This window comes from Paracoccus limosus (assembly GCF_009711185.1).
GTDB lineage: Bacteria > Pseudomonadota > Alphaproteobacteria > Rhodobacterales > Rhodobacteraceae > Paracoccus > Paracoccus limosus.
Genome location: NZ_WMIF01000008.1, coordinates 80,496 through 92,631 on the forward strand (window position 1 = coordinate 80,496; position 12,136 = coordinate 92,631).

Here is a 12,136-nt window from a genome sequence, read left to right on the forward strand (position 1 = left end):
CGGCTCAGCGGCAGCTTGCCGGGTTCACGCCGGTGCCGCGCAGCGCCCAATCGGTCATCTGCACCTGCAACTGGCGGCCGGCGGCATCAAAGGCCGGGATCAGGTCGGCGGTGCGGGTGCTGGCGGCGGTGCTGGTGGCGCGGAAATTGCCGCGCGCGACCACGCGGGCGTCCATCTCGCGCACCAGCTGGGCATCGACCGACAGCTTGACCACCGCACCCTTGCCGGCGACCTCGGCGTTGAAATCTTCGATCTCGCTGATCAGGGCATAATCGCCCGCCGTGCCCAGCGGCGCGCGGCCGACATGGGTAAAGGCGTCATAGGCGCCAAGGCCGCGCACCAGCAGGTTCTGCAGGGTGATCGGCGCGGTGTCGCCCCATTGCGCGTCGGGCAGATATTGGGTCTGCAAGGCGTTCGGACGGATCATGATGCGTTCGGTGTTCAGCGTGCCGCGCGCCTTGGGTTCCTCGACCACCAGCTCGGACAGCCGGCCCCGGCCGCATTTGCGCGGCGCATCCGACAGCGGGCGCAGCTCATAAACATCGAGGTTCTTGCCCCCGGACAGGGCAGACAGCGCGGCGCAGCCGGGCAGGGTGGTCAGTGCCGTCAGGGCGAGGATCGTCAGTCGTCTCATGAGCTTCTCCTAGCGGCGGAACTCGGGCGTCTTGGGCCCGGTGATGATCTGCGAGGGGTTGCGCCGCAGCGTCGTCACCAGCTGGTTCACGTTCTGCGACAGCGTGCGCAGGTCGTTGGCCAGCCGGGTGAATTGCGGCAACCCGTCCCGGGCGAAAGTCTGCACCGGGCTGCGCGCGCCGTCCAGCATCCCGCGCAGGCTGGAGAATGCGCTGTCGGCGCTGGCGGCGGCGCTGCGCAATTGCGCGGTGATGGCGGGAATATCCTCGGTCAGGCTGCCGATCGATTCGTTGAAGCGCGCCAGCGTGGCGCGGAAATCGGTCACCACCGGCTCGATCTGGCTGTTCATCACCCGGTCGGCACTGGCGAATGCGCTTTCGGCGCTGGTCAATGTGCGCTGGCTGGCGCCAAGTGCTGCGTCCAGATTGTCCATCGTCGTGCCCGCGCGCTGGCTGAGCTGGCGCAGGTTGTCGCGCAGGTCGGTCGCGGTCTGGTCCAGATTTTGCGTCAGCCCGCGCAGGTCGCCCTCGACATAGCTGCGCAGGGTGTTCAGCGCCTCGGTGCCCGAATCCAGCGCGGCATCGGCGCGTTTGGCGGTCTGGTCAAAGGTGGCAAGCGCGGTATCGGCATTGCCGAGCGTGGTCTGCGCCGCCTGCCCAAGATTGTCGAGCCGGTCGCCAAAGGCCGAGATATCGCCGGCGGCCGAGGCGATGGAATCGGTGGCCTTGGTCACATCGGCCAAAGCCTTGTCCAGATTGGCGCTGGAGCGTTCGACATTGTCGAGGATATGGGTCACGCGGGTCTGGTTTTCCTCGCCCAGCAGCCGGGTCATCTGCTCGGCCACGGTGTTCAGCCGCGAGATCATCTCGGGGCCCTGATCCGACAGCGTCTGCAGCGCCGAGCGGTTGGCGGCGATCACCGGCACCCCGTCGGGCTGGGCCACGCGCAGCAGCGGCGCATCGGACGAGCCGGCGGTGATGGCGACATTGGCGGTGCCGGTGACGCCGGTGATCTCGACCGAGGCGCGGCTGTCGGTGCGCACCGGCGTGTCCTCGGCCACCTCAAGGCGGACGCGCACCGCGCCATCGGGGCCGGTCGAGAGCTGCATGTCCACGACCTTGCCCACCGTCAGCCCGGCATAGGTCACCGCGGAGGACACGCCCAGCCCCGAAACCTCGGGGAAATACACGTCGTAATAGGCGAATTGCCGGTTCAGTTCGAGCTTGGCGAACCACATCGTAAACAGCAGCAGACCCAGAAAGCCCGCGATGGTAAAGGCGCCGATCAGCACATAATTGGCCTTGGTTTCCATCGTCTATCCTTTTTCGGTCATCGCGGCGCGGGCGCGGGGGCCGTGGAAATATTCATGCACCCAAGGGTGATCGACCTTCAGCATTTCGGCCATGGTGCCCGTGACCAGCACCCGCTTTTCGGCCAGGACCGCGATCCGGTCGCAACAGGCGTGCAGCGTGTCAAGGTCATGGGTGACCAGAAACACCGACAGGTTCAGCGCATCGCGCAGGCCGACGATCAGCCGGTCAAAGGCATCGGCGCCGATCGGGTCCAGCCCGGCGGTGGGTTCGTCCAGAAACACGATCTCGGGGTCCAGCGCCAGTGCCCGCGCCAGACCCGCGCGTTTGCGCATGCCCCCCGACAGGTCCGAAGGGTATTTCGCATTGGCATTCCACGGCAGGCCGGCCATCGACACCTTCAGCTGCGCCAGCGCCTCGCGCTGGGCATCGCTCAGCCCCGGCACGGCGCGCAGCGGCACCTCGACGTTTTCCTGCACCGTCAGCGAGGAAAACAGCGCCCCGTCCTGAAACATCACGCCCCAGCGCCGCTCCAGCGCCTCACGCGCGGCACCCGACAGCTGGCCCACGTCCTGACCCAGCACCCGCACCTTGCCGGCGGCGGGGCGGATCAAGCCGACGATGGTGCGCAGCAGCACCGACTTGCCGGTGCCCGAGCCGCCGACCACGCCCAGAATCTCGCCCCGCCGCAGGTCAAGGTCCAACCCGTCATGGATGACATTGCTGCCAAATTGCGTGCGCAGGCCGCGCACCTCGATGACGTTTTCCGGGTCCTTACCGTCCCCGTTCCCCGCCCCGCTCACAGGCCGACCTCGGCGAAAAAGACCGAAAACAGCGCATCGATGACGATGACGGCAAAGATGGCGTTGACCACGGCGCGCGAGGTCTCGGCGCCAAGGCTTTCGGCATCCTTGCCGACCTTCATCCCGGCGTGACAGCCGATGATGCCGATGACCAGCGCAAAGACCGGCGCCTTGCTCAGCCCGACGATGACATGGCTGACATCGGTTTCCGCGATCATCCGATAGCGGAACATCGAGGGCGAGATGCCCAGCTCGATCCAGGACATGATCGCGCCGCCGAGAAGCCCCGCCGCATCCGCGATCAGCCCAAGGATCGGCAGGGTGATGACCAGCGCCAGCACGCGCGGCAGCACCAGCACCATGTCCGGGTCGATGCCCAGCGTGCGCATGGCGTCGATTTCCTCGTGCATCTTCATCGAGCCGATCGAGGCGGTCAGCGCCGAGGCCGAGCGTCCGGCGACGATGATCGCGGTCAGAAGGATGCCGAGTTCGCGCAGGACCGCGATCGAGATCAGGTCCACGACAAAGATCTGCGCCCCGAACTGCGTCAGCTGCGAGGCGCCCTGAAAGGCCAGCACCACCCCGATCAGAAAGGCCATCAGCGCGACGATAGGCACGGCGCGCAGCCCGGTTTCCTGACAGTGATAGACCAGCGAGGTCAGCCGGAACTGCGAGGGGTGGCGGATGGCGCGGGCGAGCGCCGCCAGAAAGCGGCCCAGATATTCGGCCAGCTCGCGCAGAAACACCAGCGCGGCCACGACCTTGCGCCCGAACATGTCCAGAATCTCGCGCCAGCGCGGGCCGGTGGCCGGCTGCGGATCGGGCTTGGGCGTGGCGGCGGTGACGGTGTCCAGCAGCTTGCGCTGATCCGCGTCCAGCCCGTCCAGCCGCGCACCCTCGGCGCTGCGCTGCGCCAGATACCATGCGGCGGCGGTGTCAAGCCGCGTCAGCCCGCTCAGCTCCAGCACCGGGGCCGTCGCGGCCGCCGCCGGCAGTTGCGGCAGGGTCCAGACGGTCAGCGCGCCCGAAAGGCGCAGCCCGCCTGCGCCATCCTCGGCGATCAGTTTCTGGTCCTGGGTCATGTCGGTCATGGCAAGTCCCGGCGCGACGGCGCTTGCTGGATTCATCCTGTGATTGACCCGCAATGTCAAGCCCGCCGCCGCTTCAGCCCGGCGCGCGCAGCATGCGCAGGGGCTCGGTGCGGGCCAGACGCAGCACATGCGCCATATAGGGCTGGGCCAGATCGTCGCTGCGCAGCGCTGCATAAAGCCTGCGCAACATGCCCTGCCGGCCCAAAGGCAGCATGGCCAGTTCCGGGTTGCCGGCATGGGCGCGCAGCACCCAGTCGGGCATCACCGCCACGCCGCGCCCCGAAGCGATCAGCATCAGGGCCACGGCGGTCTGTTCCACCTGCCGGTGCTGCGCCGGTTCGACCCCGGCGGGATCGAGGAATTGCGAAAACACATCCAGCCGCGCCCGGTCCATCGGATAGGTGATCAGGCATTCGCCGGCCAGATCCTGCGGCTCGGCATAGCCCTTGGCGACCAGCGGATGATTGGCCGGCGCCACCATGGTCGGGGCATAGTCAAAGAGCGGCTGGAAGGTGACGCCCGCCATATCCTCGGGGTCCGAAGAGATCACCATATCGACCTGCCCGCGCACCAGCGCCGGCAAGGCCTTCAGCGCAAGGCTGGTGCGGATGTCCAGATCGACCTCGGGCCACGAGCGGCGGAACTGGTCCAGCACCGGCAAGAGCCAGTCAAAGCAATGGTGGCATTCCATCGCCACATGCAGCCGGCCGGCGCGGCCCAGTTCGACGGCGAGGAACTCGGCCTCGGCGGCGTCGATCATCGGCAGCACCTGTTCGGCGGTGCGCAAAAGCCGCATCCCGGCGGCGGACAGGCGCAAGGGTTTCGTCTTGCGCAGGAACAGCTCGACCCCGGCCTGCTCCTCCAGCGCCTTGATCTGATGCGACAGTGCCGATTGCGTCAGGTTCAGCACCTCGGCCGCGCGGGCCAGCCCGCCCTGTTCGTGGATGGCGCGCAGGCTGCGCAGGTGGCGAAGTTCGAGGTGCATCTTGAACGGTTCTCATCACGATCTTGAGGATTATGAATTTGTCTCACGTCGCGGGACATGTCAAAAGCCTTGCGACAAAAGGATAGTGCCATGACGACGCCCGCGATCAGTTTCGAGTTTTTCCCGCCCAAGAACCTGAACCAGTCGTTTCGGCTGTCCGAAACGGCGCGCGCGCTGGCGCCGCTGGGGCCGGATTTCGTCTCGGTCACCTATGGCGCCGGCGGCACCACGCGCCAGCTGACGCATGAGGCGGTGACGGCGCTGGCCAGCCATTATGGGCTGAATGTCGCCGCGCACCTGACCTGCGTCGATGCCACGCGCGAGGAAACCTTGCAGATCGTCGCCGATTACGCGGCGGCGGGCGTGCATGAGATCGTCGCCCTGCGCGGTGACGCACCGCAAGGGCAGGAACGGTTCATCGCTCATCCCGATGGCTTTGCCAGCTCGGTCGAACTGATCCAGGCGATTGCCGCGCGCGGTGACATGACCATCCGCTGCGGCGCCTATCCCGAGCCGCATCCCGAAAGCCCCGACACCGCCGCCGACGTGGCCTGGCTGAAACGCAAGTCCGATGCCGGCGCGACCAGCGCGATCACGCAATTCTTCTTTGATCCCGACACGTTCTTCCGCTTCCGCGACCAATGCGAGCGGGCGGGCATCACCGCGCGCATCATCCCCGGCATCCTGCCGATCCAGAGCTGGGCCGGCACCCGACGCTTTGCCGAGCGTTGCGGCACCTCGGTGCCGCGCTGGGCCGATGAGGCCTTTGCCGCCGCCGGCAAGGATGGCGAGGCGCAGCTGGCGCTGGAGACCTGCGTGAAGCTGTGCGAGGATCTGGTCGCAGGCGGGGTCGATGCGCTGCATTTCTACACGCTGAACAAGCCCGAACTGGTGCAGAAAGTTTGTGCCGAGCTGGACATCCGTGGCAAGGACGGGCTGTCGCAAGTGGCCTGAGGGGCTGGCGGCGCGGCGGTGTTCTGATCGGGGCGGGCGGTGCGGATTGCGCGGCCGGTGCCTCCGGCGGGGATATTTGTCCACGAAAGAAACCGCAGGCCGGTGCGATGCGGCGGGGCCGGGTCAGGCCGGGGCCGAGCTGTCCATGCCGCCATCGCGGCGCAGGCCGAGCAGGCGGGTGCGGCGCGGGGCGGCAAAGGACGCGAGTTCGCCGGTCAGGCGCGCGGGGCCGGCATAGGGTTCGCGCACGGTGGGGTGCAGCCGGTGCGAGCCGTCCTGCCCGGCATGGCGCGGGCCACGGATCAGGAAGGCCTTGCCCCAGCTGCGCCATGATCCCAGAGCCGGGGCATCGGCATCGCAGGGCAGGTGGCCGTGCCAGTCGGTGGGCAGCGGCAGGCCGCGTTCCTGCGCCTGCGACAAGAGCCAGACCAGCGGCAGGTTGGCGAGGGGCCGGGCGAATTCGTGCTGGCCGAGCTGGCCGCCGATATCGGCGTGGCAGCCGCGGAACCAGACCTGATTGACCCGGCCGGGATGTTCGCCCCCCTCCCACAGGATTGGCTGGAAGGCCGAGCGGGTTTCGTCCAGCGCCAGCGCATGGGCGCCATATTCGACATTCGGAGCGAGCTGGCCGCGGCCATAGTCGAAATCCGGCGCGGCCAGATCCCAGACCATCGGCAGGCGCAGACCCAGCGACATCACCATGTCGAGAAGCCCGATCATGCGGATCGGCACATGGTCGTGGCAGAGCTGCGGGTCCAGCCGGTGCTCGGGCGCGTAGCGAAAGATGTTCCAGGCGCAGCGCAGCCGTTCGGCGCTGACCTGCTGGCGGCGGAGCAGGCCGACGCGGGCGATCATCTGCGCCAGCGCGCAGACCCCGACCGCGCCGCGCGAATAGCCAAAGAAGTAAAGCGCGACCCCCGGCTGCCAGCGCCGGGCAAGCCAGCCATAGGCGCGGCGGATATTGCGTTCCAGCGAGGCGCCGGCCACCAGTTCGGGCAGGGTGCGCCATGCCGCCCATTGCTGGCCCGGCGCGTAATGCAGTTCAACCTGTCCGGGCAGGGGCCCCATGCCGCCGCGCAGCAGCGCATGGATGCGCGCGAGCGATGAGCCGCGCCCCTCGGCCAGCGAGGCGAAGGAGCCATCCATCATGACGATCTGGGCGAGGGGCGAGCGGTTGCTGGTCATGGCGCAAAGCTAGCATGGAAATGCGAAGAAATAGTTGCAAGTTCAGGAAACTGTCTTAACGAACAGGCGCGACATCTGGCCGAAGCCGTTGAAGCGGGTATTGGTGACGGTGGAATATGCGCCGGCACCGTGAAAGATCAGGTAGTCGCCCTCGGCCAGATCGGCGGGCAGGGGCAGCTCTCCCGGAAGGCGATCAAGCGAATCGCAGGTCGGGCCAAAGACCGGGCGCGGCAGCGGGGGGCCATGCCGGGGCCGGCCCTCGGGGTCCAGCACCTCGATGCGGTCAAGGTTGCCGATCTGGGGCAGCTCGGTCAGGCCGCCATAGATGCCGTCGTTCAGGAACACCGCCCGACCGTCGCGCAGCGCCTTGACGCGGGTGATCAGGGCAAAGGCATCGGCGCAAAGCCCGCGCCCCGGTTCGCAGACCAGCCCCGGCCGCTGGCGGCCAAAGGCGCGGCTGGTGGCGTGGTCGATGCGGGCGAAGATCGCCTCAAGCTGGGGCGGGACGGCGCCAAGGCGATGCGCGGGAAAGCCGCCGCCGACATTCAGGCGGCAGAGCGTGATCCCGGCGGCGCGGGCGATCCCGGCGGCGGCGAGGATATAGCTTTCCCATGCGGCGGGGTCGGTGCATTGCGTGCCGGGGTGAAAGGTCAGCGACGCGCGATGGCCCCCGGCGGCGATGCGGCGGAGCAGCGTGGCGGCCAGATCGGGCGTGGCGCCGAACTTGGCGCCGAAATCATAGGCGGCGCCGGCGACGGGCAGCTTGAAGCGGGCGGCGATCTCGCTCTGCGGCGGCAGCTCGGCCAGCAGCTTGTCAAGCTCGGACTGGCTGTCCACCGACCACGATTGCATCCCCGCCGCGACGGCATGGCGGATCTCGCCGCGCGCGCGGACGGGGTTGTGGTAATGGCGCGCCGCGCCGGGGGCGAGCTGGCCGATCAGGTCGATCTCGGCCGGAGAGGCCACGTCAAAGCCGGTGATGCCGGCGCGGACCAGCGTGCGGATCACGGCGCGGTCGGGATTGGCCTTGACCGCATAGGTCACCATGCCGGGAAAGCCCTCCAGAAAGCGCCGCGCCGTGGCGGCCAGCCGGTCGGTGTCCAGAACCATGACCGGATGGTCGGGGGCCAGCGCGCGGATCAGCGCGGCGGGGCTTTTCCAGATCGTGCGTGGCGCGCGGCCCTCGGTCAGTCCCATCGGCGACTCCTTTGACTGGATGGGTGCGGCGAATAGCCCCATTCTGCGCCCGAAATCCGGCGATTCTTGCTGTGAAACTGTTGGAAGTGCCGCCTAAGCCGGTTAATATGACGAAATTCTTGGCGATATGACGGTGAACGACGTGGACGAACTCGATCGCGGCATCCTGACCCATCTGGCGCAGGACGCGCGGCTGTCGGTGGCGGTGCTGGCGCGGCGGCTCAAGGTGGCGCGCTCGACGGTGCAGGCGCGGCTGGAGCGGCTGGAAACCTCGGGCGCCATCGCGGGTTACACGCTGCGGCTGGGCGATTCGGCGCGCGAGAACCGGATCCGCGCTACCTGTCTTTTGAACATCGAGCCGCGTTCGCAGGCCGCGATCCTGACCCGGCTGCGCAGCATGCCCGAGATCGAGCGCATCCACACCACCAGCGGCCGCGTCGATCTTTTGCTGCAACTGGCGGCGAGTTCGACCAGCCAACTGGACGATGTGCTGGATCAGATCGGCGGATTGACCGGGGTGCGCTCGTCCGAAAGCCTGATCCACCTGTCGACCAAGCTGGACCGTTCGGCTTAGGGGGCGCGCAGCAGCGTGACCACGGTGTCACCGTAGCGGCGCTGGTCGATCTGCTCCAGCCCCGGCACGGCGGCGGGCGGGGTCGATTCCTCCCAGACCAACATGGCCTGCGGTGCCAGCCAGCCGCCGGCCATGGCCGAGGCGACCGCCTTTTCGCCCAGACCCAGCCCATAGGGCGGGTCCAGAAACACCAGCCCAAAGCCGGGGCCGCGATTCTCGCCCAGTTTCGTGGCATCGCGGCGCCAGACATCGGTCACGCCCATGGCGCGGGCCTTTTCGATATTCGTCCGCAACAGCCCGCGCGCCACCACGCCATCATCGACAAAGGCCACCCGCGCCGCGCCGCGCGACAGCGCCTCAAGACCCAGCGCGCCGGTGCCGGCGAACAAGTCCAAGACGCGCGCACCGGGGATCAGATTGCCATGCGTGCCGTTGATCAGCAGGTTAAAGATCGACTCGCGCACGCGGTCGGTGGTCGGGCGCAGATGCGCGCCCGGATCGCCCGCGCCGACCTCGGCCAGCTTCAGCCCGCGCAGATTGCCGCCGATGATCCTCATAGCAGCGCCTTCAGGTCGGGGGTCGTGGTGATGGCATCGGGGTCGGGCGATTTGCCCGCCTCGATCAGCCGCTTGCCGATCATATAGGCGCGGGCGTCGTTCAGCGCATCGACCGCGACCAGCCGGCCGGCGCGGAAATACCAGACCGAGCCGCCATGTTCGGCCGGCCGCGTCACCACCCGGTCATGGCCAAGGTTCAGCCCGGCGATCTGCAGTTTCGCCTCGAACTGATCCGACCAGAACCACGGCTTGGGGATGTAATCCTGGCCCGCGCCCAGCATGTTGGCGGCCACGGCTTCGGCCATGTCGATGGCATTACCGACGCTTTCCAGCCGCAGCCGGCCAAGCGCGGTGGGAAAGCTGGCGCAATCGCCCGCCGCCCAGATCGCCGGGTCGGTGCTGCGGCCCTGCGCATCGACGGCGACGCCATTGTCGATGGCCAGCCCGGCAGCCTCGGCCAGCGCGGTTTCGGGGGTGACGCCGATGCCGCAGATGACCAGATCGGCGGGCAGCTGCCGGCCATCGGCCAGCTCGACCCCCTCGACTGCGGCGCTGCCGGTGATGCGGGTGATGCCGGTGCCCTCGATGATCCGGACGCCATGGCTGCGGTGCAGGTCGCGGATCAGGTCGGCGGTTTCGGCCGCCGCCACCCGGCCCAGGATGCGCGGCGCCGCCTCGACCAGCGTCACATCAAGCCCCAGCTTGCGCGCCACCGCCGCCGCCTCAAGACCGATATAGCCGCCGCCGATCACCACCAGCCGCGCGCCCTTGGCCAAGGCCGGGCGCAGCGCGGCGATATCGGCCAGATTGCGCACGACATGCACGCCGGGCAGTGCGCCGCCGATCGCGGCGGGCAGGCGGCGGGGGTTCGCGCCCAGCGTCAGCGCCAGCTGGTCATAGCGGTATTCGCCGCGATCGGTGATCACCATCTGGCGTTCGCGGTCGATGCGGCGGGCGGGCTCGCCCAGATGCACGACGATGCCCTGTTCGTCCCACCATTCCGGCGCGCGCAGGGTCAGCCGCTCCAGCCCCATCTGGCCCAGCAGATAGGCCTTGGACAGCGGCGGGCGCTGGTAGGGCGGGGCGGGTTCGTCGCCGATCACCGTCACCGGGCCCTGATGTCCCAGCGCCCGCAGCTTTGCCGCCAGCGAGGCTGCGGCCTGCCCGGCGCCAAGGATGACGATGTTCATGGTTTTCCTCGCTGGTTTGCCCGCGGTGCGCAGCCTATAGTCCGGCACGACGCGATGCAATTCGACTAGGAGGAAACGCGCATGGCCATTCAAAAGGGCGACAGCCTTCCCGACGGCAATCTGGTGAAACTGGGCGAAAACGGCCCCGAAACGGTCGAGGTCGCCGCGCTGCGCCAAGGGCATGTGGCAATCTTTGCCGTGCCGGGCGCCTATACGCCGACCTGCTCGAACGCGCATATGCCGAGCTTCGTCAAGAATGCGGACAAGTTCCGCGCCAAGGGCGTGTCGCGGGTGATCTGCATCACCGTCAACGATCCCTTCGTCGCCGGCGCATGGGCGCGCGACACCGGCGCGACCGAGGCCGGGATCGAGGTTCTGGCCGATGCCGACGGCAGCTATACCAAGGCGCTGGGCCTCGACATTCAGGCCGAGGGCTGGGTCAACGGCCGCTCGAAACGCTATGCCATGCTGGTCAGCGATGGCGTGGTGCAGGAGTTGCAGATCGAGGAATCGCCCGGCACCTGCGCGCTGTCCTCGGGCGACACGCTTCTGGATCTGGTCTAGGATCTCAGGCTGAACAGCCCGGCAAACCGCTGCGCGGCGTCCGCATCGCCGTGCAGCCTGATCATGCCGGCGGCCGCTACTGCCTGCGGCCCCGGCCCATAGATCGCCGCCGCCAGCGCATTGCCGCTGCCCTCCAGCAGGAAATCGCCCTGTGGCGCGCGCATCGCCGTGACCAGCGGCGCGCCCTTGGGCGACAGGATCACCTCGAACCCCTCCTTGCCCGACAGAAAGCCGCCGCGCAGATGCGACCCTGCCGCGCGCGCCGCGTCCACCGTCGCCGAGATCGAGATCATCAGCGCCGAGATGCTGATGAACAGCCGCGGGTCATGGCCCGGCTGGATCAGCGCCCAGCGGCACAGCTCGCGCAGGACCGGATGCAGCGCCCGGCCGGCATCGGTCAGCGCATAAAGCCCCAGCATATCGTCATGCGCGACCACCCCGTCGCGGATCAGCTGCGCCAGCCGCTGCGTCAGCACGCTGGCGGTGATGCCCGGCAGGCCGGTGCGCAGCATCTGGAATCGCTTGGGCTGGAACATCAGCTCGCGCACCACCAGCAACGCCCAGCGGTCCCCGATCAGATTCAGGGCATGGGCGCCAAGGCAGCCCTCTTGATAGCGCAGCGTTTTCAGGGGTCTGGTCATTTATTGATATTACAAGTTGCTTTTTAATACTACAAGAGTCACGCTTCGACTCGGCGGCGCGATCCGCACCACCTAGGGGAGGAAGATCATGGCCTACTACTCGGGGTTTCTGCTGGCGGTGCCGACCGCCAATCGCCAAGCCTATGCCGAACATGCCAAGAAGGCCTGGCCGCTGATGCGCAAATTCGGCGCGCTGGGCATGGTCGAGGGCTGGGGTGCCGATGTGCCGCATGGCAAGGTCACCGATTTCTATCGCGCCACGCAGGCCAAAGAGGACGAGACCATCGTTTTCTCATGGATCGAATGGCCCGACCGCGCGACCGCCGATGCCGCATTCGAAAAGATGATGTCCGATCCCGACATGCAGGCCATGGGTGAGATGCCCTTTGACGGCATGCGGATGATCTGGGGCGGGTTCGATCCCATCGTGGTCGAAAAGGCCTGAGGGGGCG

14 protein-coding genes are annotated in these 12,136 nt (G+C 67.9%); 4 read left to right on the forward strand and 10 right to left on the reverse strand.

All coding sequences use genetic code 11. The features are described from left to right. Positions 1-4: 4 nt before the first annotated feature. The 5 genes from GL279_RS07785 to GL279_RS07805 all read right to left on the reverse strand — a co-directional run bounded on the left by GL279_RS07785 (position 5) and on the right by GL279_RS07805 (position 4,822). Positions 5-634: an ABC-type transport auxiliary lipoprotein family protein gene (locus GL279_RS07785; protein ID WP_155064062.1), complete on the reverse strand. Its 630-nt coding sequence runs from the start codon at positions 632-634 to the stop codon at positions 5-7. A 9-nt stretch (positions 635-643) separates the two neighbouring features. Continuing rightward, positions 644-1,945, reverse strand: coding sequence for an MlaD family protein (locus tag GL279_RS07790; protein WP_155064063.1), 1,302 nt, complete (start codon positions 1,943-1,945; stop codon positions 644-646). A gap of 3 nt (positions 1,946-1,948) precedes the next feature. Beyond that, entirely contained in the window at positions 1,949-2,746 is a 798-nt protein-coding gene (locus tag GL279_RS07795) for an ABC transporter ATP-binding protein (RefSeq protein WP_343039740.1), read from the reverse strand. Continuing rightward, the gene (locus GL279_RS07800; protein WP_155064064.1) at positions 2,743-3,837 is read right to left on the reverse strand and encodes an MlaE family ABC transporter permease; all 1,095 of its coding nucleotides are present in this window, start codon (positions 3,835-3,837) and stop codon (positions 2,743-2,745) included. The genes GL279_RS07795 and GL279_RS07800 overlap by 4 nt, the downstream gene beginning before the upstream one ends. A gap of 73 nt (positions 3,838-3,910) precedes the next feature. Further along, complete coding sequence (locus GL279_RS07805; RefSeq protein WP_155064065.1) at positions 3,911-4,822, reverse strand: LysR family transcriptional regulator; 912 nt, start codon at positions 4,820-4,822, stop codon at positions 3,911-3,913. A gap of 90 nt (positions 4,823-4,912) precedes the next feature. Between GL279_RS07805 and metF the strand changes: the two genes are divergently transcribed. Beyond that, positions 4,913-5,776, forward strand: coding sequence for a methylenetetrahydrofolate reductase [NAD(P)H] (metF, locus tag GL279_RS07810; RefSeq protein WP_155064066.1), 864 nt, complete (start codon positions 4,913-4,915; stop codon positions 5,774-5,776). A gap of 123 nt (positions 5,777-5,899) precedes the next feature. Here metF and GL279_RS07815 read toward each other — a convergent pair whose 3' ends face one another. Next, entirely contained in the window at positions 5,900-6,961 is a 1,062-nt protein-coding gene (locus tag GL279_RS07815) for a phospholipase effector Tle1 domain-containing protein (RefSeq protein ID WP_155064067.1), read from the reverse strand. 42 nt (positions 6,962-7,003) lie between these two features. Next, positions 7,004-8,158 (reverse strand): type III PLP-dependent enzyme, encoded by a 1,155-nt coding sequence (locus GL279_RS07820; protein WP_155064068.1) that lies wholly within the window; start codon positions 8,156-8,158, stop codon positions 7,004-7,006. A 142-nt stretch (positions 8,159-8,300) separates the two neighbouring features. On the opposite strand from GL279_RS07820, the gene GL279_RS07825 reads away from it, so the two are divergent. Then, a complete protein-coding gene (locus tag GL279_RS07825; protein ID WP_343039741.1) occupies positions 8,301-8,732 on the forward strand; it encodes an Lrp/AsnC family transcriptional regulator in 432 nt (143 codons plus the stop codon). On the opposite strand, the gene rsmD is transcribed toward GL279_RS07825, so the two are convergent. Continuing rightward, complete coding sequence (gene rsmD, locus GL279_RS07830) at positions 8,729-9,289, reverse strand: 16S rRNA (guanine(966)-N(2))-methyltransferase RsmD (RefSeq protein WP_155064070.1); 561 nt, start codon at positions 9,287-9,289, stop codon at positions 8,729-8,731. The genes GL279_RS07825 and rsmD overlap by 4 nt on opposite strands. Then, the gene (locus tag GL279_RS07835; RefSeq protein ID WP_155064071.1) at positions 9,286-10,479 is read right to left on the reverse strand and encodes an NAD(P)/FAD-dependent oxidoreductase; all 1,194 of its coding nucleotides are present in this window, start codon (positions 10,477-10,479) and stop codon (positions 9,286-9,288) included. Before GL279_RS07835 ends, rsmD begins: the two co-directional genes overlap by 4 nt. 81 nt (positions 10,480-10,560) lie before the next feature. Between GL279_RS07835 and GL279_RS07840 the strand changes: the two genes are divergently transcribed. Beyond that, on the forward strand, positions 10,561-11,043 hold the full coding sequence (locus GL279_RS07840) for a peroxiredoxin (RefSeq protein ID WP_155064072.1): 483 nt from the start codon (positions 10,561-10,563) through the stop codon (positions 11,041-11,043). Here the strand turns inward: GL279_RS07840 and GL279_RS07845 are convergent. Then, on the reverse strand, positions 11,040-11,684 hold the full coding sequence (locus GL279_RS07845) for a winged helix-turn-helix transcriptional regulator (RefSeq protein ID WP_155064073.1): 645 nt from the start codon (positions 11,682-11,684) through the stop codon (positions 11,040-11,042). The genes GL279_RS07840 and GL279_RS07845 overlap by 4 nt on opposite strands. Positions 11,685-11,772: 88 nt before the next feature. On the opposite strand from GL279_RS07845, the gene GL279_RS07850 reads away from it, so the two are divergent. After that, a complete protein-coding gene (locus tag GL279_RS07850) occupies positions 11,773-12,129 on the forward strand; it encodes a DUF1428 domain-containing protein (RefSeq protein ID WP_155064074.1) in 357 nt (118 codons plus the stop codon). Positions 12,130-12,136: the final 7 nt, after the last annotated feature.